This window comes from Paenibacillus sp. FSL H8-0122 (genome assembly GCF_038005345.1).
Classification (GTDB): Bacteria; Bacillota; Bacilli; order Paenibacillales; family Paenibacillaceae; genus Paenibacillus_AQ.
Map to the genome: position 1 here is coordinate 3,940,265 of NZ_JBBOTB010000001.1, position 18,763 is coordinate 3,959,027.

An 18,763-nucleotide genomic window follows, 5' to 3' on the forward strand; every position below is an offset into this window, starting at 1 on the left:
AAAACAGCGAAACTCCCGCCGCCGGCCGCGACAGCAAGCAACAGCCTTTTCAGGGCTTGTCCCCTACAATGAACAGTAAGAAGCGTAAATTCCCTCTAAACAGGAAAGGTGACTGAACCTATGAATATCACTGCGAGGCAGAAGGGCTTCCGGCGGCGTGGCCGCCTGCTCCTCTGTCTGATTCTTGGACTGACTCTGTTGGCTGCCAGCGCCTCCTCTCCCCAGGCGCTAGCGTCACAAGCCAGCCGGCTGAGCGTGACGCAGGCCGTTACGCAGGAGGTGCTTCTTCCGGGACTTGAGATGAAGCCGATTCCAGCGCCGGAAACACTGCAGGCCTTCACCCGCCAGACGATTAGCCAGCTCTCGGCGGATGCTCCTTTTAAGGAATGGAAGGATGCCGGAACGGAGGTCTACCCTCTTGGTCCGGGAACGCGGAGCTGGCTGGTCAATGTGATGCACAGCGGTCAGCGGATCGGCTATCTCATTATCTCCGCTGCGGATCAGGGCGGCTATCTGCTTAGCGAATACGGAGCCGGAACCGATGGTCTCCCTTACAGTATGACTGAACTGCGCCAGTATCTGGTGCAGCAAGGACTGATACCCTCTAATTCTTCAGGAGCCATCGGGGTTACGGCGCTCTATGCTCCAATGCTGCCCGTCTGGAAAATCACTACGGAGAACAGAACGTTGTATCTGAATGCTACCGTTCTGGAGACGCTGCCCTGGAGTCAGAGCCAGGCTGAGCATATTCTTAATGCTGCACCGGAAGCCTCAGCTATGCTGTCCTCCGGCCCGGGCCAGGCGCGCACTCCCCAGCCCGCTCTGCGGAGCGGCGGAGAGGATGACCCGTATGCCGATCTGCTGTGGCTGACCGCACCCGGGCTGAAGACGTTGAACGGAGCAAGCCTGAGCGCTCTGCTTCAGGAGCGGGGCAGTCTCGCCTTCCAGTCCCCGGGGCACAACGATACTCTGGGCGCGCCATTCATGATTACAGGCAGCCAGAGCTGGCTGAAGCCAGGCGCTTCCCGGGACCAAGGCAGCACTGAAGCCGCCGTAGTCTATGCCGCCGCCGGTCCCGGTGGCATCCGCTATCTCCCGCTTAGCGCCCTTCAGAAGGCAGGCACCTTCCACAAGCTGCCGGTGCCGCTGCCCGGGGGAGCCACGCTGGGCTCGGCTGTTCTGCCCGATTCAAGCCGGTAGACTGGCACTGGCAGAATTCCCACTCCATACTGAAACAGCCTTCCTGGGTGCCGTCTGTACGGTACCTCTCGGGAAGGCTGTTTGCTTCTACATCTGAATTTCTCTCAACGCCTGCTTTCTCCAGATTCAGGTGCATTTATACACCTGAATTCCTCTCAACGCCTGCTTTCTCCAGATTCAGGTGCATTTATACACCTGAATTCCTCTCAACGCCCGCTTTCTCCAGATTCAGGTGCATTTATACACCTGAATTTCTCTCAATGCCCGTTTTCTCCAGATTCAGGTGCATTTATACACCTGAATTCCTCTCAACGCCCGTTTTCTCCAGATTCAGGTGCATTTATACACCTGAATTCCTCTCAACGCCCGCTTTCTCCAGATTCAGGTGCATTTATACACCTGAATTCCTCTCAACGCCTGCTTTCTCCAGATTCAGGTGCATTTATACACCTGAATTCCTCTCAACGCCCGCTCACTGCCTAAATCGCTACTCCTTACCATCCCCGCCCCGGCTCCATTTGCTGCGCCAGACGGACCAGGCGAGCGGCAGCGTGCCGAACCACTTTTCCGCCCACGGCTGCTTCTCTGCCTTCCGCCGGGCATGGACAGCGCGCGGGTTCTCAATGTAGACGACTACCTTCTCCGTAATATACTTCACTAGATCATCTCCGCCGGATGCCATCTCATACACCTCCCAGGTGAGTGCTTGGCGGGTTCCCGCCGCTTGACCTTATGTCTATAGTGTGCTCCAATCCTCTGATCTCTAAACCGGAATCCGAAGCTTCGTATAGGTTGGGCTGTTAAGGCACAATCTAACAAGACTACACCTGTATAAACCGTCATTAAGTACAAGTAGCTGTTGATTATTCCGGCAGGGAGGTTATTCACATGAGACAATCGGAAGCTTTGGAGCCCTATAGCGCTACACAGTCCCACCGTTCAAAAGAGCAGCCCCGGCTGAGATCCCGGCGGCAGCTGCAGCGGATTATTGCCGCAGCAAGCATTCTGCTCCTGCTTACAACAGGCCACCCCGCAGAGATCCATGCGGCTGCCCCCCGCACTGAACCGCAGGCAGAGCAGCCCGGCCAGCGCCAGCATATGCTCGGCCATGACCAGCGGATCATTCTGATCGATGCCGGCCATGGGGGGATTGACGGCGGAACCTCCTACGGCAACATTCTGGAGAAGGACATCACCCTCGCCATCTCACGCCGCCTCTTTCTTCTGTTGCGTGCGGACGGCTTCGATACCATCCTGAACCGGACCGGCGATTATGCACCCAGCGATGAGAATCTGTGGCTGAGAAGCAGATCCCGGCATTTGCGCGATCTGGCCCAGCGCAAGGAGCTGGCAGAGACGCTTCCGGCTAATGTCGTAGTCAGCATCCATATTAACTGGGCGAAATCGCCGTCCAAGCATGGTCCGCTCGTCCTGTACCGCCAGGAAGGGCGCAGCTTCCTGCTGGCGCGGACCATTCAGGATCAGCTCAACCAGCTCTACAGGATGAAGAATGATCCTGTCCGGGGCAAGCCCTTTTACCTGCTCAACAAAATAACCGCCACAACGGTGATCGTTGAGGCGGGATTTGTCAGCAGTCCGGCTGACCGCGAGAAGCTCTGTACACCAAAGGGTCAGGAAGAGATCGCCGAAGCCATTGCGAACGGGATTGCTGCCTTCCTTATGGAAGTGTAAGCCGGGAATTCCACTTCCATTCCTCGCGGACCAGATCGGAAATGCCGACGAATTGCACCTTGTCCTTCATTCCGGCAATGCCGCTGCGGATGCCCGCGGCGGTCTCTTTGCCCTGGATACCGACATGACCGATGGTAACGCAGAACTTGTGGCTCAAGGCCCGCTCCTGCACCAGCTTCATCTGCTTCTCCACATGGCTTGCCGAATGCACATCATCCAGGAAAATATGATTCTCCACCGGCGGCATTCCCAGCTCCCGGGCCATCCGTCCCGCGACTGAACGGTAATTGGTATGGCTGTCTACGAAGAATAGACCGCGCTCCTTGCAGACCTCCAGCACAATACCCATGACCCGTTCATCTCCGGTCACCTTGGAGCCCATATGGTTGTTGATGCCGATCGCGTAAGGCACATTATCAAGTGCAGCCTCCACCCGCCCCCGGACTTCGGCATCACTCATGCTTGTAAGCACGGCCCCCGGTCCCAGCCATTCCGCTTTGCCCTGACGCGGCTCCATCGGCAGATGGACCAGCACATCGAAGCCCAGCTCATGGGCGCGCCGGGCATCCTGCTCACTGGAGCGCAGGAATGGCATGACTGCGACGGTGATTTTGACGGGCAGCTTGAACATTTCCTCTGTCCCGCGCATGCTGTTGCCGAAATCATCGATAATGACCGCCACACGGCTGAGCGCCTGCTGCGGCTGATTCCCGGCTGTCCGGTTGCCCGATGCGCTGCTCCCTCTGCTATCCGCAGGTGCGGGTGCTGAAACTGCCTTGTCTGGCGATGCAGCAGCAGACACTGCATGCGGACCTGACGGGATCAGCGCCGCCGACATAATCACAGCTGCGGCCAATGGATATAGAAGAACACACTTCACTCTGCGGTTGTTTATTTTCATGATGGAACACCTCCTTCGTGATTCAACAATTGTTCTCATTGTTTGGCTCACGAAGGTTAAATATGTACAGAGTCTTAACGCAATTATTAACAATGGGATGTGGATACGGCACGGGCGGCCCTGGCGGCATCTATGCCATTCCTCCGGCTCCGCGCCTGTCAGCGTCAAGCATAGCCTTCAGCACCTGAATCCCCTCCTGCTTCGCATTAACCCTCACGCTTTGGCTTTAGTTTTACGTCCTCTTGGCATCTGCTTGCGGTCCCCGGTCAGCTCGCAGGTCTGCGGGCCCAGCGTTCCCTGCTCTATTTTGACATCAATGAAGTCTACAATCTGCTGCAGTGAAGCGATCTGCTCCAGGATCTTGCTTCTGTGATTACGGATCATCTCATGCAGCTCGGGATAGCCGGACAAGTCCGTGTCGAGTGACAGATTCAGATAGGGCCGCATATCGTCGAGTGACATCCCTGTTTTTTTGAGACAGGAGATCATCTGCATCATCTCCAGATCCGCATCGCTATAAATGCGGTGGCTGTTCCCCTTGCGCTTCGCCCGGGGCAGCAGTCCTATCTTCTCGTAGTACCGTATCGTATCCTCCGGCATTCCGGTCCGCTCCGCCGTTTCCTTAATCGAATATCCCTGCGCAAGATCCGCTTCCGCCAGACTCATAGAACCACTCCCTCTCTACTTGCTCTAAAAGTTCCTTCGTACCATTGTATAACCTGGAGTCAGCTCCAAGTCAACGGTTAATTCCGGCACTTGACTTGGACTCAGCTCCAAGTTATAGAATGGACACCATTCACCTAATCAAATCCGAAGGAGCAATTATAATGAACATAACGCATCCCCCCCGCACAGCGCTGATCACTGGAGCAAATCATGGCATCGGACTGGCCTTGACCCGCCGGATGCTGGACGAAGGCTGGGAGGTGCTCGCACTGATCCGCTCAGCTTTTGCTGAAGATGACCCGCTCATCGGGCAGGCGCTCAGCAGCGGGCAGCTAAGAATCTATAAGGCTGATTTAAGCGATTTTGGCCAATTACGGAGTGCCTTGCAGGATATTAACCGCCACGAAGCGCACCTTGACCTCCTGTTCAATAATGCCGGGGGCAGCTTCCCCGAGTTACTCTTGTCCAAGCAAGGGCGTGAGCTGCATTATGAGCTGCAGACGGTGGTTCCGTACATCATTACGATGGAGCTGAAGCCGCTCCTGCTGCAAGGCACGCTCCGCACGGTCGTGAATACGTCCTCTAATGCTTTTATGATGAAGCGCAGCTTCGACCCGGCTTCACTGGAGCATCCGGCGAAATTTCAGATGCTGACCGGCCCGTATGCCGACACCAAGCGCGCCATGTCCTTGTGGACAGAGGCGGTAGCCCCGGCGCTTGCAGCTGAAGGCATCCTGATCCGGAGCGCCGATCCCGGCGGCAACAACACCCTTCGCAGCGGCAAAAAATCCGGTATCCCGCTGTGGTTAAAGCCCATTACGCGCTTGTTCTTTCCCGAGCCTACCCACGGGGCAGGCCTGCTGTATCAGGCGGCTCTGGGCGAACACAGCGGCAAGTCCGGTGTCTTCCTGATCAAGAATCAGGTACGACCGCTGAAATTCACAGAGCATAGCAGCCGTATCCTTAAGGACGTGCAGGCCATTTACGAGCAGGAATTTGTTCAAACGGATAGAGCACAGTAACGGCTTCTGTCTGCTGCCTTTGCAAGCATCCGGTACGAACTCAAGCCACAGCCCCTCCATCCGGAGAGCTGTGGCTTAACATGCGCTGCATTATTTTTTCAAGGTAAATTCAATTCCTAGTCAATCCCCGGCAGCTCCGCCATTCGTCCGAATTCCCGCAGCAGCCGCAAATTCTCAATCACGATATGCGCCTTCCACCAGTTCTCACTGACAGCAAACTCGCGTTCATATCCTTCCCAGCTCCAGGTCAGCTCCCAGACGCCTGCGGCATTTCGGGTCTCCAGCAGATAATCCAGCTCCTGGTGCAGCAGCCCGCCGAGTTCAGCGTATCCGGGACTATGCGGCGAATGGATGAACGCTGACGGCCTGCAGCCATACCCGTTCCAATTCCCCTCATCGCGGCTGATCAGCCGTGCGCTCTGTTCTTTGAAGGATTTGTGCAGCTCCACATAGGGGAAGTGCTCCTGCAGCCCGGCCCAGGTGATGCAATGCAGCAGCGTATCCACGCATTTCAGCGGGTGCATCTCAATAGCTGGATCACGCAGGAAAAGCTCCGTCAGCTCACGGGCAATCCCTAGTCCGGTGGCATACAGCCCGCTATCCTTCGGAGCAGCCTTCAGAATGAATCCGGCCAGAATAGCTGTCGGATTATACATACTGCGGGAAGTACTGTCCGAGCTTGTATGCCACCAGGGGGCATGAGGATAATCATTATTGGAAGCTACGACATTCCTCCACGTTCGGCCATCCATATCCGCACCGCTGTCCAGGTATTTCAGAATTCCCTCCACCAGCGGATGCCCGTTATCTGCAAATTCCAGCTCCAGCAGCCTCTCCACCGCCGTAGCGGTCTGAATGGGCGTGGAATGCGGATTCCACGCGTCCGCTTCCAGGGCATGGCCGAAGCCCCCATCCTCATTCTGGTAGGCGGACAGCGCTTCCAGTACCGGCGCAGACCCGCCGCCCTCAAAGTGAAATCTCCATCTCGCCAGGTCCAGCGGACGGGCATTGCGGTACATCCAGCGCCTGATTCCCTCGTAATCCTCCAGCAGCAGCTTCATGGGCAATCTCCTTATAGTAGGTTTGATGAAGTCCCTTAACCGGCAGACCTTAACAGCCTTGGGTAGTTATCTTTACTACTATTCTAAGAGTTTTCCAGTATAATACAAGTGAATTTCCTGCTTGAATTTTCACTGTTCAAAATCCATCGAATCCCCGTATGTTACAATAAAACTAAGCTTAACGGACTAAAGGATATTTTAACGGGTATACATATATATGGAACGATTTGGCTGCCATGTCAGTCTATCCGGGAATTCATGAAGGAGGGTCTTATGAACAGCACTTCAGGCAGTAGAAGAGGCACTTTCAAGTTCATCAAGCAGCTATGGGTGAAAATCAACGACGATGATGTCCAGGGCATCGCTGCGCAGCTGACCTATTATTTAATCCTGTCCCTGTTTCCTTTTCTGATCTTCATCATGACCCTGATCGGGTATGCGAATATCTCTCTTGAGAAAAATATAGAGCAGCTGGAGCAGATCATGCCCGCCGAAGCCATCTCTATCATAGAAGAGATTCTGCAGGATGTATCCGCCGGACGCAGCCAGACACTGTTGTCCTTCGGGATGCTGGCTACCCTGTGGGCCGCCTCCAAAGGAATCAATGCGATCATCAAGGGGCTGAACCGTGCCTACGAGATTGACGAGAGCAGAGTGTTCTGGAAAATCCGGGGGATCGCCCTGCTCGCTACCTTGACGATCGGGTTCGTCGTATTGCTCAGCATTCTGCTATTGGTCCTTGGCAGCTGGCTCAAGACGCAAGTCTTCCTGCTGGTTGACCTTCCTTATGGATTCCAGAAGCTGTGGGATCTGCTGCAATACCTGGTTCCGCTGCTCGTGATGTTCATCGTCTTCACCCTGCTGTACTGGATCGCTCCCAGCCGGAGACTGGCGCTGCGGGAGGTTATGCCTGGGGCGTTGTTCACCACCATCGGCTGGATTACGACCTCGATCCTGTTCTCGGTATATGTCAATCAATTCAGTGATTTCTCCAAAACCTACGGCAGTCTCGGAGGCGTAACAGTGCTGCTAATCTGGCTGTATATCAGCTCATTTATCATCCTGGCCGGAGGCGAGATCAATGCGGTCCTGCTGAACCGCAAGGTGAAGAGTATGCCCTTCAGCTCCTTCAAAGGGCAGAAGCTCCCATGAACCCCTCCCTGATTGACGCCATGACCAAAAGCCCGATCCGTACCTCCTTCTATCACTTCACCCGGGCAGTGAATCTGCCCGCCATGGCTGCCCTTGACGCCATCTATTCCTCTGCGGTGCTGAGTCCCGCCCATGCAGCCGGAGAGCGGCGTACTGCTGCGCACCGGGTAAGCTATGCTGGTCAAGCTACGATTCTGAATGCCCATCTGCGCATTACGCCTGAGGCGATGGCTCCGGGGACAACGGCGGAGGAATTCCGCCGCTGCCTGGACCGCCATGTGTTCCTGTGGCCGACCTGGCGCGATTGCCTCGCAATGGCTGCAATGTATTCGCGCAGAGAGCCGGGCGAGGTCTTCGCTGTGCTGAAGCTCGATGCCCGCAGCGTCCTGGCGGGTCACTACACCCGCATCAGGCTGTCCAAATACGATTCCGGCAGCTCCCCCAGGTTCCCGCACCGCATGTCATACCGCAAGAGCTGCGCAATGCTGCTTCCCCTAGCCGAATTCATGTCCTCCACCGGACAAGATATACCCGTCAAGCCGTCCGACATCAAGGAGGTGCTCGTTGAGGACAAGCTGGCCCCGCTCAGCCAGTATCTACAGGCGGTCTACTGTTCACAGCCCCAGCTTGTACCTGAGCTCTGGCAGCCAATGTGTCAGCCCCTGCTTCTTACGCCAATGTAACTCTGCTGCCTCAGCTCGCTCACTTATCGTTGAATAATATGTCGCAACGTGATATAGTCATGATATGACATAGTCACAGCATGACATATCCTCTTATAGCTATGACTTGGCACAACGAATTGACGAAGCAGGTGAACGCGGTGTCCGCAGCACAAAAGGTTCTAAAAAAGTACGTCCCCATGACCGAAACGGCCTTCTATATTCTGTTGTCCTTAACCAAGCCGCGCCATGGATACGGAATCATCAAGCATGTGGATGATCTGTCGGAAGGACGGCTACGGCTGGGCTCCGGTACGGTGTATGGAACCTTGACCAAGATGAATAAGGATGGGCTCATTACCGTATTTGCCGATGAAGAGAGAAAGACGGTGTACGAGGTGTCTGAGCTGGGGAAGGAAGTCATGCGCGCAGAAATCGGCAGATTAAAGGAACTTCACCGCAACGCCGTCACCAGTGAGGAGGAATTTCAATGAGAACTGTATTTCGGCCCTTTTGGAGCTACGATCTGCCGGGGACAGAAGCCTGGTTGGCCGATATGGCCGGCAAGGGATGGCTAATCGAGGAGTGGAACTTGCTGCTGAGGCGCTTTACCTTCCGGCAGGCTGAGCCCGCCTTGCTAACTTATCAGCTGGCTTATCATTCACCCAAGCATTCATCCATGTCTCCTTATCTGTCCGCAGAGGGATGGAGCAGGAGGCTACAGCAAGGAAAGTGGAGCCTGTACGAGAATGACCGGTCCCCGTCACAGATTAGCGCCTATCCTTCACGTAAGGATGTCCTGAGGCGTAACCGCATCATCTCCTATCTTTTCATGGGAATCCTGGTGTATTTGCTGCTCATAGCACTTATTCCACTGCTTGTACTAGGGCTCACCTTCAATCAGGACACTCCAGTTCGCATTCAGCCAAGTCCGATGTGGGCTGTTACCTGGACCGCAGCAGCGGGAGCCCTGGCCCTGCTTGTTCTTGCAATCTACTCCATGGTGAAGCTCCGGGCTGCCAGTAAGGTATTTCTATTGGATCATCAGGAGCTGAAGCAGCCCTCCAAACCGCAGAAGCCCGTCGGCACTACGATGGCGCGGATGAAGTTAGGCTGGATGTATGCCCCTGACCGGCTGGAGCAATGGCTGGAGGAGCAGGAGCTGAACGGCTGGAATCTCTATAAAGTAGGCTTCGGAGGAACGTTGTTCCATTTCAGCAAGGGCCGTCCGCGCCGTATGAAATATCACGCTGACTATCAGGTCGTTGCGGGTGAAGGGTATTTCGAGCTGCATCAGGAGGCAGGCTGGACCAGGCTTTACAGTTCTCCCTTCTCTCTGCAGAAATGGACCCTGTGGAGCCGGGAGAACCCGGAGCATGCCGAATACCCGGAGCTCTACAGCGATCCGTTACACCGCTTGAAGCACGCACGTAAAATCGCCATCAGCTATACCCTGCTGTTCCTGCCCATGATCCTGCTCTACAGCCTGAATGTGTCGGCCTTCATAGATGGCATGCTGCGGGATGAATTCACCGCTTCCCAGGCGTGGAACATTTCAATTATGTTCCTTTCCATTCTGCTCTTCGGCTCGTTCGCGGGCAGAACCTGGCTATATTACCGGCGGCTCAAGCAGCAATAGCTATTGTTGCAAAGGCCCTGCACAAGTAGAGACAGCTTAGTGCTTTCGCAACAAAAGGCGTATACCGGAAGTTCTGCTCCATGCGGAGAAGACTTCAGTATACGCCTTTAAGCTTGTCATTTGTATGATCAGAAGAATTGCGGGTATTGCCCCGACATGCTCTGGACCCGGTCCAGCAGCGTATTGGAATGCTCCATCACGACCTTGCGCATCCCTTCCACATCCCGCTTGCGGGTAGCCGCTACCATCTTCACATGCTTATCGATATCGGACGGCTGCACCCCCTCCATCTTCCCGTAGAGCAGACGGATACGGTTGTAATGGGACGCTACCTCTTCAATGGTGAACCAGGACAATTCTTCCCCGGCCGTCTGGAAGATCAGCTGATGGAACCTGTTGTCCTTAATATAGAATTCTCTGAAGTATTTCTTGTCCATATATTTCTTCTGCTTATTAATCAGTTCCTGCATCGTATCTGCTACCAGCTCGCTGCACTTGCGGATGAACTCATCGATCACCGCAGATTCAAGCGAGGTGCGGATGAACCACTCCTCACGGACCCGTTGCAGATCGATCTTGGAGACTACCGTTTTGCGCTGAGGATATATTTCCACCAGTCCTGACTGTTGAAGACGGACCACTGCTTCCCGCACTGGTGTGCGGCTGACGCCATAGCGTTCAGACAGCTTCTGCACACTGACATCCATTCCTGGCTCGAGCGTCATATTCATGATGTCTTCTTTTATTCTATTGTAAGTTACATCATTCAGTGAATTGCTGTTATTCATAATCTTCAACGGCTTCCCTACACCTTCCCTGAACTCACTCCTAGTACATCACGGGTTATTGTCTCCGCACTGGCTGAATCGTAGCTGTAATACAACAGAACATCCAGAATAAACGGCGAGTATCGCAGTCTGTTCAGCTCCTGTGTAAAAGCCATGGCTCCAACTTCACTTAAGGTGCGTATTGTAGAATAATTCTTAAGGCCCAGCAGCTTCCACAGCAGAATACGCTCGGTTCGGGTGTATATTTCCTGTGCAAACCGGTCTTCTACAAAATGATAAATTTCGTGGCCAAGGATAGTATTCATTATACCAGCTTGCGGAAAAAGTTCAACTAGACCTGGACCCGCCTCCCGCACCTGTTCTGCCGCTCTGTGCAAGGGTTCTTCCATGATTTCGATCCGGTCGGGAGGGGTATAGGAAGCGAACAGCACACGCTTGCCGGTCATGAGCGCATCCTTGAATTCCAGCTTCAGGTTCATACGTTCAGCAAGCACCCGGACATCACAGGTCCCATATTCAAGCATCATCCGCTGTGCATATTCGGTGCCGCAGGCTCTGGCCTGCTTCAGCATTTCCCGCTTCGTCTCCGGCGGAATACGCCGGTTCAGGATGTCTCTCCTGAAGGCATACATTCCCCAAGCCTCATCGTCAACCTCCAGCAATGGATTCAACAGCTCTCCCAGCTTCGTCTTTACTTGCATACGTCCTCCTGTCTACACGTTCTTCCGCGCGGCTCTTAGCTCTGCTTGATATTGGCCGCCACAACAATAACCTCCGTGTCCGGCTCGAACGTGGATATCTCAATGTCCATCAGCAGCTCCAGCTGCTCGAAGTCTGAGGCGGTAAAGTCCATCACCCGTGCGCCGATACACAGGTAGAAGTCGGGTCTTGCGATCAGCTCAGTCTGGTAGACGGCCATTGCATCCCACAGCTGCTTGACCGCGCTGAGATAGTCCCCGGCTGTTGTCTTCAGCGCCATGGCCCGGCCTCTCTGCACCTTGATGAAGCCCTTGGTGTCCAGGATGCGAACCGCGCCAGCTTCACCGGCTTTATCCATTTTCTCGCCGAAAATACTAACATATCTAGTCTTCTGCAGCAGCTCCGTCCGCTCTACAGGGATGCGCATATCCTGGGCAGCCAGCTCCCGCAGCTCCGCCTCATCACATTCCTTCAGCAGCTCAGTCGTCTTCACCTCGGTGGAACCGGTAGCAATCGCTGTCACCTTGGAAGTCTGCGGATCAATGTCAATATGAATCTCGATGCTCTCCGGGGTCGCTCCGCTCTGGATGGCCTTGTTCAAGGCTTCCATCTTCAGGGCGGCAATCACTTCCTTGGACGGGGACGGAATAATCCGTTCCACCACATCGCGGACCATCGACAAGGCAACTCCGATCGAAGAAATAACCTCGGCATTCTCGGGGATGCTGTATTTCAGGCCCATTTTCTCCGAAAAATAGACAATCAGCGAAGCCGCTCCGCCGCCCACGCCGACGAGGGAGATCTGATCCTTCTCCAGCTTGTATTTCTCAGCCAGCGCCAGAATGATCGGCTCGATCTTGGCATAGGCCTTCTCCATAATCTGCTTGGCGATATCCTCTACCGTCGTTCCGCAATAATCCGCCAGTGCCTGTATCGCCCTTCTGGCCGCTTCCACATTCCCGTAGGAGAAGTGCTCCGGCTTCACCAGTCCCAGCACATTCGCCGCGCAGGAGTTCGTGATCGTCACCCGCTCCCCGTTCTCCAGCCGGATGGCCACATAATCAGCAGGATCACCCGGCTTCGGAGAAAAGAATTCGACCTGCGCTCCCTTGATCTGATCCGGATCGGTGAATACCGAATAATCCAGACCGCCGATATGCGCCGATCTTGGTCCGACATCGACCACTCCGCTCTTGTTCGCCCGGATCATGGACCCGCCGGCCACGCCGAGCACCCGTACATCCAGGGAATTGACATAGGTCGGATGACCGCCGACGATGGAATAGTCGATGGCCGGGCGGCCGTTTTTGATCACACCGATATTGGTAGTCGTGCCGCCGACCTCGAAGTACACCCCGTTCGACGCTCTCAGATACATCAGTGAGCCCATGACTGAAGCCGCCGGTCCCGACAGCATCGTCAGCACAGGCCGTTTCTTCATCTCACTGATCTCCATGACGCCGCCGTCGCCTCTCATAATCATCAGCGGAACATGGACCCCGGCCTCCCGCACAGACTTCTCTGTGGAATTGGCGGTATCCAGCATCTTCGGCAGAATGCTTGCATTAATCGCCGCCGTCCGCGTTCTGCGGGTCAGCCCGTATAATTTGGTGATGTCGGAGGCCATGGTGGTCGGCATGCCTTTTTTCTCTGCTTCTATATAGACCAGTTCCTCGGGCCGCCCGTTATCTACGCCAAAAGCCATCGAAGGCACAATCACCTGTGCCCCCTGCTGCTTCAATTCGTCAATCACCGTCACCACAGAGGTTTCGGATATTTTTTTAACATTAAGAAAGCTATTGTAGATCTTGATCTCCTTGCCGTTGCCCAGGTCGATATTCTGAAGCCGGGTCTGACGCTTGGCGAGCCAGCCTTCCAGACCGCCCTTCGCCAGGCCAATGATGCCCACCTGGGCAATATCGCCCTCGATCAGCGCATTCGTTGCCTGCGTGGTACTGTGGGCCACGAACACTACGTCCTCCGGACGGATATTGTTCTCCTCCAGGCAATTCTGGAAGCATTTCACCACGCCTGCGGCTACGCCTGTGGCATGGTCATGCGTCGTCTTCACCGACGATTTGCCGATAATCTCATGTGTCGAATTGTCAATCGCAACTGCCTTGGTATGGGTTCCCCCCACATCGATCCCCATTCTAACCATTGTACTCATATGATTTCTCCGTTTCTCTTCATTAATATAGTGCTACACCAAATTGCCGTACATGAAGAACACAACCGCGCAGAGAATAATCCCGATGATCCAGCCGGTAGGAATCGACATCTTCATATATTCCTTGGCCGGAACCTTCGTATAGCCGAAGCCCCAGGCAACCCAGGACTGTGTAACGTCCAAATGCTGCGGTGCTACTGTAGTAATGGCGAACAGCGGATAGAGGAATTGTACCGGCCAGGCTGCGGTTGCCACCACGACGGCCAGGATGGCCGAACCCGAACCTACAAGGTTCATCGGGCCGCGGAAGAAGCCTAGCGGTGTGAGGATTGCAAATACAATACATAAGAGCAGCGCGGTCTGGGGCATCGCGCCGTCCAGCAGGGTTTTGAAATAAGGGGAAGCATAGGTGGCCGCATTGTTGAACATGGACAGCGTGAGCAGGAACCCGATCATCGGTGCTACATCTATGGCTCCGTCCGCGAACTGCTTCGACAGCATTCTGCAAACGCTTGCAAAACCGCCCTTCAGCTTACCGCAGGTCAACAGGGCGAACAAGGCGGCGAAGATAAATCCAAAAATGATCGGAACCTTGAGCACCACCACACCTACTACCGGCAGAATGATTGAGATCCAGGAGATAGCAGGTGCATCTACAGTAGCTCCGCTATCCGGTGTTGCCGCCCAGGCCCGGGAGAGCTTCCGGTTCATCATCACGTTAGATACCACCAGAACCACGATCAGGGACACAGCCATTGCAATCATGCCGAATTTGAAATATGTATTGTAGTCGTAGCTGGCATAACTCTCATTGGCTGTGGCAAATATCGCCTGATATTGCTTAAAGTTCACAATGTTCCCGAAAATCCCCGCCATGATTGAGCCCATGAAGGAGAACAGGGCAATCGGTGAAGGAATCCCGAGCGACAGCATGATCGGCAGCACGATGACCGCAATGGAGATTACCGGGCCGATACCGGTCATGGATGTGAAGATTACAGCGGTAACGATACACAGCAGAGACATGGTGATTCTGGGTTTGTCTCCCCCAAGCTCTACAACCTTACGAATCAGGGTAGCAGCAATCCCGGTGTCGATCAGGACTCTTCCGAAGAAGGCGCCGAAGAAAATATTAACCAGGATCGCCTTCCCGTAATTCTCCGGCCCTGTCTGGAATACGTTGGTAAGGACATCAATGAAAGTCTTGCCCTCCATCACGGAGGTAGGATGAATGCTATTTCCGATCAGGGCAATCGAGGTCCACAGCACCGACATGACGAAGAAGCCAACCATGAGGTTATACCCCTTGACGCAATACCACACCAATCCAAAAAACGATAAGACCATAATGAAACCGATTACAACATTAGCCACATCCACAAAATAACCTCCTGAAGTAGGATAAATGAGTTAACATGCTAACATGCTATTCATATATACTGACATGTTAGTTTGCTACGTGAAAATATTAACATGATCAATCTTCAGGCGTCAATACCCTTCTGCACGTTATTTCAGAGGATTTTGAGAGGGCTGTACACAGCAAAAAAACAGAGGCTGCAGGTGATTACCATCCTGTGCCTCTGTTGATTTCCATATACCTCTTTAGTTATCATTCTTCAACACCTGGTCACGATACCGCTGAAATTGCTCCCAGGATTGCTCCGCTTGCTCAGGCTGCTCAAAATCGATATAGCCGGAATCCGATGTATCCAGCGCATAAGCCTCCAGTGTCTCACAGACCAGCCGGATCGTCTCCATCACCGTTCCCCCGCCCCGGACATGCAGCATGATGGAATTCACAAGCTCCTCATCACCTGTGTTGAACTCGATCGAATACCCCTCGCCCTCAAGGAAGCCCCAAGCCTTATCCCGGTAATCCAGGTTCGGTATACGGCGGGTCAGCTTCTCAATGATTTCATCACGTTGTCCCAGGGGAGGCATTGGGGGCTGTTCTTCCTCCGGCGCTTCAAAATCGTATTTCTCTTTCATGATAAATACATCCCAGCTCATCATTGCTCACTCCTTGGTTAAGATTGAGGCAGAATTAGTAGTACAGACTGCAGCGATGTAATACATTTAACCCTTTTTTGCAGGTTTTAATTGCTCAGATTACAATTATCCGGTATCAGCCGTTCTGCATAGTTAAAAATTTCGTTAGATCATTCTCTAGCTGAACAACCTCCTGATTCGCAGCATTCGCATAATCCGGCAGCAGCATATCCTTAACCATGTTCGTGCGCAGCCATGCAATGAAGAGAAGATCAAGCATGCAGCTTGGGAGTTTAGGGACTATTTTAAAGAAAGGCGGATCAACGGCAACACCTGCTTTGCGGATTGCCTTTAGATACGCTTTTAAAGTAACTGTTATTTGGCGTGCCGTCTGTCTGGTTCCGGGTGTTACAGGGTCAGTCATCCGATGTCCGGAATACAAACCGCCCAGCAGCGCAATGTCTGATACAGAATGTGTGATTAGATACGCCTGCATATTCTTTTTTATAGCGTAGGGAAGCTTGGCGGCTTGAAATACTTGTGAGAGCTTTACGATGCGCTGCGTTACTGCGCCGTTCATTTCTCCAAAGGTGGTAGCCACTAGAAGCTTGGGCATGAACCGGGCGTACAGGACCCCATCTTTGATCTGTCCGCCGAAGCCGGGAAAAGCCGGCAGGAGCCGATCCCCGACAATCCTCCGCCACGAAGAAAATCCAATGGAGCTATTGGTCATCGTAACAATATTCGGGCTTTGATTATCCTTAAGCGCGAGCAACGCTGATTCGGCCCGGTCATAACGGACGGTAACGAAAATAAAATCGTATATATCGTCATTTTCGAGCGTATCCATGACCTTCACCGGAATCGTTCTGACTGTACCTTTGTCATTATATTGCAGACCTTTTTCTTGTAAGGCTCTGAATCTGTCCGAACGTGCAAACAGGCTAACGTCAAACCCGGCTTCCATAAACTTCATTGCATAGATGCTTCCGATGACACCTGCGCCGAAAATTAGAATTCTGTTTTGCTTTACCGCTGACATTTTACCACCCCGCTGATTCATATTTCTGTGTAATCATCCAACAACATGTTGTATGATGTGATCATAAAGCTTTAGGATTCCTTGATCAATCATCAGTTTTTTAAAATCTGTCGGATGATATCTTATACGCCAGCAGGAGGGACACATGAAGAAGCAGCCCCAAATCACGGAGAAAACAAGACAAAGGTTTATAGAAGTTTTTTGTGAGCTATACAGCCAAAAGCCGGTTGAGAAAATTTCCATTCAGGAAATCGCCAACCGGTCAGGGTATAACCGCAGCACCTTTTATCAATACTTTACTGACATTTACGAATTGCTGGACGCTGTGGAAAATAACTTGCTCAATGACATCAAAGCAGAATTAGCCGGTAAAGAGCTGTCGATGCATTCGGTTCAGGATGCGCTCTCTTGTCTGGACAAAAAAGAACATCTCCTGGCGCTCCATGCCCTTCTGGGCGATTATGGAAGCCCCCGTTTCTTAGCCCGCTTGAAAAAAGAAATTCCCATGGAGCAGTTCTTGAACCTTCCGCAAAACCACTCCTTAACGCCGTACTTCATTGAGTTCTATCTGACGACGACCCTTTCTTTATTTCGTCTTTGGCTTCAAAGAGATAAGGATGTACCCCAGAAGAATTCATCCAGTTAGCGGAGAATTTATATTCAAGCGGAATTACGGCTTATACTACTAAAACAAGTTAAACATCATCATCATCGCCGTAAATAAATTGGCCAATCCATGCATAATCCAGCTTGGAACAATCGATCCTCCTGCTAGTTTCTCGTTTATGTAACCCATAAACCAGCCAATTACAGCAGTGAATAGTGTGATGATTAAGGCATTTAAATATCCGGCATGTGAAAAAAAAATAACTCCGTGCAAACAGCCGAACAATGCCGCCTGAACCGAGTTCCCTGCCGTAAATCCAACCGCAGAAATCAACCTTTTTCCGATAAACCCCCGGAATACTATCTCTTCAGACAAACCAGTTTGTACAAAAGCATAGAATAAAGCAGCCGCTATACCTGCAACGCCTAAGCCATCAAATTGTGATGCAGCAACGTCGGATCCATTGGTAAAAAACAACATGATTACCCATCCAAGCGACAAGAACAAAAGGAGCCCTGAGAAAAACAGGATGAAAAATAGATTTTTCTTTTTTATTTCAGGAGCTTTTAAGCCGATCCAGCTCCAAAAAGACTGCTTCTTTCTTGCGAATATTAACCAACAAACCAGAGGTATAAAGCTAAATAGGATTAATTGTATAAGGGATGACACCATCATTGAAACAGTCATATACTATTCTTCCCTCCGAAACTCTAAAATATCACCTGGCTGGCAATCGAGCACATTACAAATCGCATCAAGTGTAGAGAAGCGAATGGCGCTAATCTTACCCGTTTTAATGTTTGAAAGATTCACATTTGATATGCCCACCTTATCCGCGAGTTCGTTCAGGGATATCTTACGGTCCGCCATTACACGGTCTAGCCTCAAAATAATAGCCATCGCACATACATCCTCACAAGGTTTCGTCAGATTGCTGTTGCAGCATTCTGCCATATTCAAATATTTGAGCTAGACAAAAAAATACAATGGCAACTAAAACAAAAAACAGCTCAAACGACGCATACACAAACGTCACAGGATCAATTATTTGTATCAGTACTACTTCAACGAGTCCAGGAATAAAGGCTATGCCTGCCATCAACAAGGAAATCAGTTTCAAGCGCTTCGTATGCTTGGCAACAAACGGTGTATAGTCTCTGCTTATATCCTTAAATATCATCCTCACTAAAAATAGTACAAAAATGATTAAACACAGCCTTGCTACATCCCCGCTGAATTTAATAATCAGGTCGGATTTGGCATAATCACCATGATCTTTATTGACAAAAATATGAGTCATATTGTGTAGTGCAGTCGGAATTCCATCTCCTGACAGCACAGCAAGCCAGACCATTGCAGCAATCATGGCCAGAGTGGCTAGAAGTAACATGTTACAAAGCAACTGCAGGCATACGGACAATACTTTGCTTGTCTTCTGGATTCTCAAAATACTCATCTAATCGAACTCCC

21 protein-coding genes are annotated in these 18,763 nt (G+C 52.3%); 8 read left to right on the top strand and 13 right to left on the bottom strand.

Translation table 11 applies throughout. The features are described 5' to 3' along the window. The first annotated feature begins 120 nt into the window (after positions 1-120). A complete protein-coding gene (locus NSS64_RS17090; RefSeq protein ID WP_341140913.1) occupies positions 121-1,200 on the top strand; it encodes a hypothetical protein in 1,080 nt (359 codons plus the stop codon). A gap of 487 nt (positions 1,201-1,687) precedes the next feature. Here NSS64_RS17090 and NSS64_RS17095 read toward each other — a convergent pair whose 3' ends face one another. Further along, positions 1,688-1,882 carry a YqzE family protein gene (locus NSS64_RS17095; RefSeq protein WP_340941857.1) on the bottom strand — a complete coding sequence of 65 codons (195 nt, stop codon included), beginning with the start codon at positions 1,880-1,882 and terminating at the stop codon, positions 1,688-1,690. A 206-nt stretch (positions 1,883-2,088) separates the two neighbouring features. Between NSS64_RS17095 and NSS64_RS17100 the strand changes: the two genes are divergently transcribed. Next, positions 2,089-2,892, top strand: coding sequence for an N-acetylmuramoyl-L-alanine amidase family protein (locus tag NSS64_RS17100; RefSeq protein ID WP_341140914.1), 804 nt, complete (start codon positions 2,089-2,091; stop codon positions 2,890-2,892). Here NSS64_RS17100 and NSS64_RS17105 read toward each other — a convergent pair. Together NSS64_RS17105 and NSS64_RS17110 are read right to left on the bottom strand one after the other, a co-directional pair. Further along, positions 2,879-3,793 (bottom strand): divergent polysaccharide deacetylase family protein, encoded by a 915-nt coding sequence (locus NSS64_RS17105; RefSeq protein ID WP_341140915.1) that lies wholly within the window; start codon positions 3,791-3,793, stop codon positions 2,879-2,881. The genes NSS64_RS17100 and NSS64_RS17105 overlap by 14 nt on opposite strands. A 213-nt stretch (positions 3,794-4,006) precedes the next feature. Beyond that, positions 4,007-4,459, bottom strand: a complete 453-nt coding sequence (locus NSS64_RS17110; protein WP_341140916.1) for a MerR family transcriptional regulator — start codon at positions 4,457-4,459, stop codon at positions 4,007-4,009. A gap of 161 nt (positions 4,460-4,620) precedes the next feature. On the opposite strand from NSS64_RS17110, the gene NSS64_RS17115 reads away from it, so the two are divergent. Then, positions 4,621-5,481: an SDR family NAD(P)-dependent oxidoreductase gene (locus NSS64_RS17115; protein ID WP_341140917.1), complete on the top strand. Its 861-nt coding sequence runs from the start codon at positions 4,621-4,623 to the stop codon at positions 5,479-5,481. 116 nt (positions 5,482-5,597) lie between these two features. Here the strand turns inward: NSS64_RS17115 and NSS64_RS17120 are convergent, their stop codons facing one another. Next, complete coding sequence (locus NSS64_RS17120; RefSeq protein WP_341140918.1) at positions 5,598-6,542, bottom strand: hypothetical protein; 945 nt, start codon at positions 6,540-6,542, stop codon at positions 5,598-5,600. A gap of 273 nt (positions 6,543-6,815) precedes the next feature. Between NSS64_RS17120 and NSS64_RS17125 the strand changes: the two genes are divergently transcribed. The 4 genes from NSS64_RS17125 (at position 6,816) to NSS64_RS17140 (ending at position 9,995) form a co-directional block, all read left to right on the top strand. Next, positions 6,816-7,694, top strand: a complete 879-nt coding sequence (locus NSS64_RS17125; protein WP_340941867.1) for a YihY/virulence factor BrkB family protein — start codon at positions 6,816-6,818, stop codon at positions 7,692-7,694. After that, positions 7,691-8,377, top strand: coding sequence for a DUF7002 family protein (locus tag NSS64_RS17130; RefSeq protein WP_341140919.1), 687 nt, complete (start codon positions 7,691-7,693; stop codon positions 8,375-8,377). The genes NSS64_RS17125 and NSS64_RS17130 overlap by 4 nt, the downstream gene beginning before the upstream one ends. A gap of 179 nt (positions 8,378-8,556) precedes the next feature. Next, positions 8,557-8,850 (top strand): PadR family transcriptional regulator, encoded by a 294-nt coding sequence (locus tag NSS64_RS17135; protein ID WP_235191871.1) that lies wholly within the window; start codon positions 8,557-8,559, stop codon positions 8,848-8,850. Continuing rightward, positions 8,847-9,995, top strand: a complete 1,149-nt coding sequence (locus tag NSS64_RS17140; protein WP_341140920.1) for a DUF2812 domain-containing protein — start codon at positions 8,847-8,849, stop codon at positions 9,993-9,995. Before NSS64_RS17135 ends, NSS64_RS17140 begins: the two co-directional genes overlap by 4 nt. Positions 9,996-10,123: 128 nt before the next feature. Here NSS64_RS17140 and NSS64_RS17145 read toward each other — a convergent pair whose 3' ends face one another. The 6 genes from NSS64_RS17145 to NSS64_RS17170 all read right to left on the bottom strand — a co-directional run bounded on the left by NSS64_RS17145 (position 10,124) and on the right by NSS64_RS17170 (position 16,686). Next, positions 10,124-10,783: a GntR family transcriptional regulator gene (locus NSS64_RS17145; RefSeq protein ID WP_036725153.1), complete on the bottom strand. Its 660-nt coding sequence runs from the start codon at positions 10,781-10,783 to the stop codon at positions 10,124-10,126. Positions 10,784-10,800: 17 nt separating this feature from the next. Next, positions 10,801-11,484: a hypothetical protein gene (locus tag NSS64_RS17150; protein WP_341140921.1), complete on the bottom strand. Its 684-nt coding sequence runs from the start codon at positions 11,482-11,484 to the stop codon at positions 10,801-10,803. A 35-nt stretch (positions 11,485-11,519) separates the two neighbouring features. After that, positions 11,520-13,652, bottom strand: a complete 2,133-nt coding sequence (locus NSS64_RS17155) for a hydantoinase/oxoprolinase family protein (protein WP_341140922.1) — start codon at positions 13,650-13,652, stop codon at positions 11,520-11,522. Between the two features lie 33 nt (positions 13,653-13,685). Further along, complete coding sequence (locus NSS64_RS17160; protein WP_083684870.1) at positions 13,686-15,032, bottom strand: citrate transporter; 1,347 nt, start codon at positions 15,030-15,032, stop codon at positions 13,686-13,688. A gap of 225 nt (positions 15,033-15,257) precedes the next feature. After that, positions 15,258-15,668, bottom strand: coding sequence for a hypothetical protein (locus tag NSS64_RS17165; protein WP_340826803.1), 411 nt, complete (start codon positions 15,666-15,668; stop codon positions 15,258-15,260). A gap of 112 nt (positions 15,669-15,780) precedes the next feature. Then, positions 15,781-16,686: a ketopantoate reductase family protein gene (locus NSS64_RS17170; protein WP_341140923.1), complete on the bottom strand. Its 906-nt coding sequence runs from the start codon at positions 16,684-16,686 to the stop codon at positions 15,781-15,783. 145 nt (positions 16,687-16,831) lie between these two features. Between NSS64_RS17170 and NSS64_RS17175 the strand changes: the two genes are divergently transcribed. After that, positions 16,832-17,332, top strand: a complete 501-nt coding sequence (locus NSS64_RS17175; RefSeq protein ID WP_341140924.1) for a TetR/AcrR family transcriptional regulator — start codon at positions 16,832-16,834, stop codon at positions 17,330-17,332. Between the two features lie 39 nt (positions 17,333-17,371). On the opposite strand, the gene NSS64_RS17180 is transcribed toward NSS64_RS17175, so the two are convergent. Genes NSS64_RS17180 through NSS64_RS17190 form a run of 3 tightly spaced genes read right to left on the bottom strand, consistent with a single transcriptional unit; the run spans position 17,372 to position 18,749 of the window. Continuing rightward, on the bottom strand, positions 17,372-17,980 hold the full coding sequence (locus NSS64_RS17180; protein ID WP_341140925.1) for a CPBP family intramembrane glutamic endopeptidase: 609 nt from the start codon (positions 17,978-17,980) through the stop codon (positions 17,372-17,374). 3 nt (positions 17,981-17,983) lie between these two features. Further along, positions 17,984-18,193 (bottom strand): helix-turn-helix domain-containing protein, encoded by a 210-nt coding sequence (locus tag NSS64_RS17185; protein WP_340941884.1) that lies wholly within the window; start codon positions 18,191-18,193, stop codon positions 17,984-17,986. Positions 18,194-18,206: 13 nt separating this feature from the next. Beyond that, positions 18,207-18,749, bottom strand: a complete 543-nt coding sequence (locus NSS64_RS17190) for a hypothetical protein (RefSeq protein WP_341140926.1) — start codon at positions 18,747-18,749, stop codon at positions 18,207-18,209. Positions 18,750-18,763 lie beyond the last annotated feature (14 nt).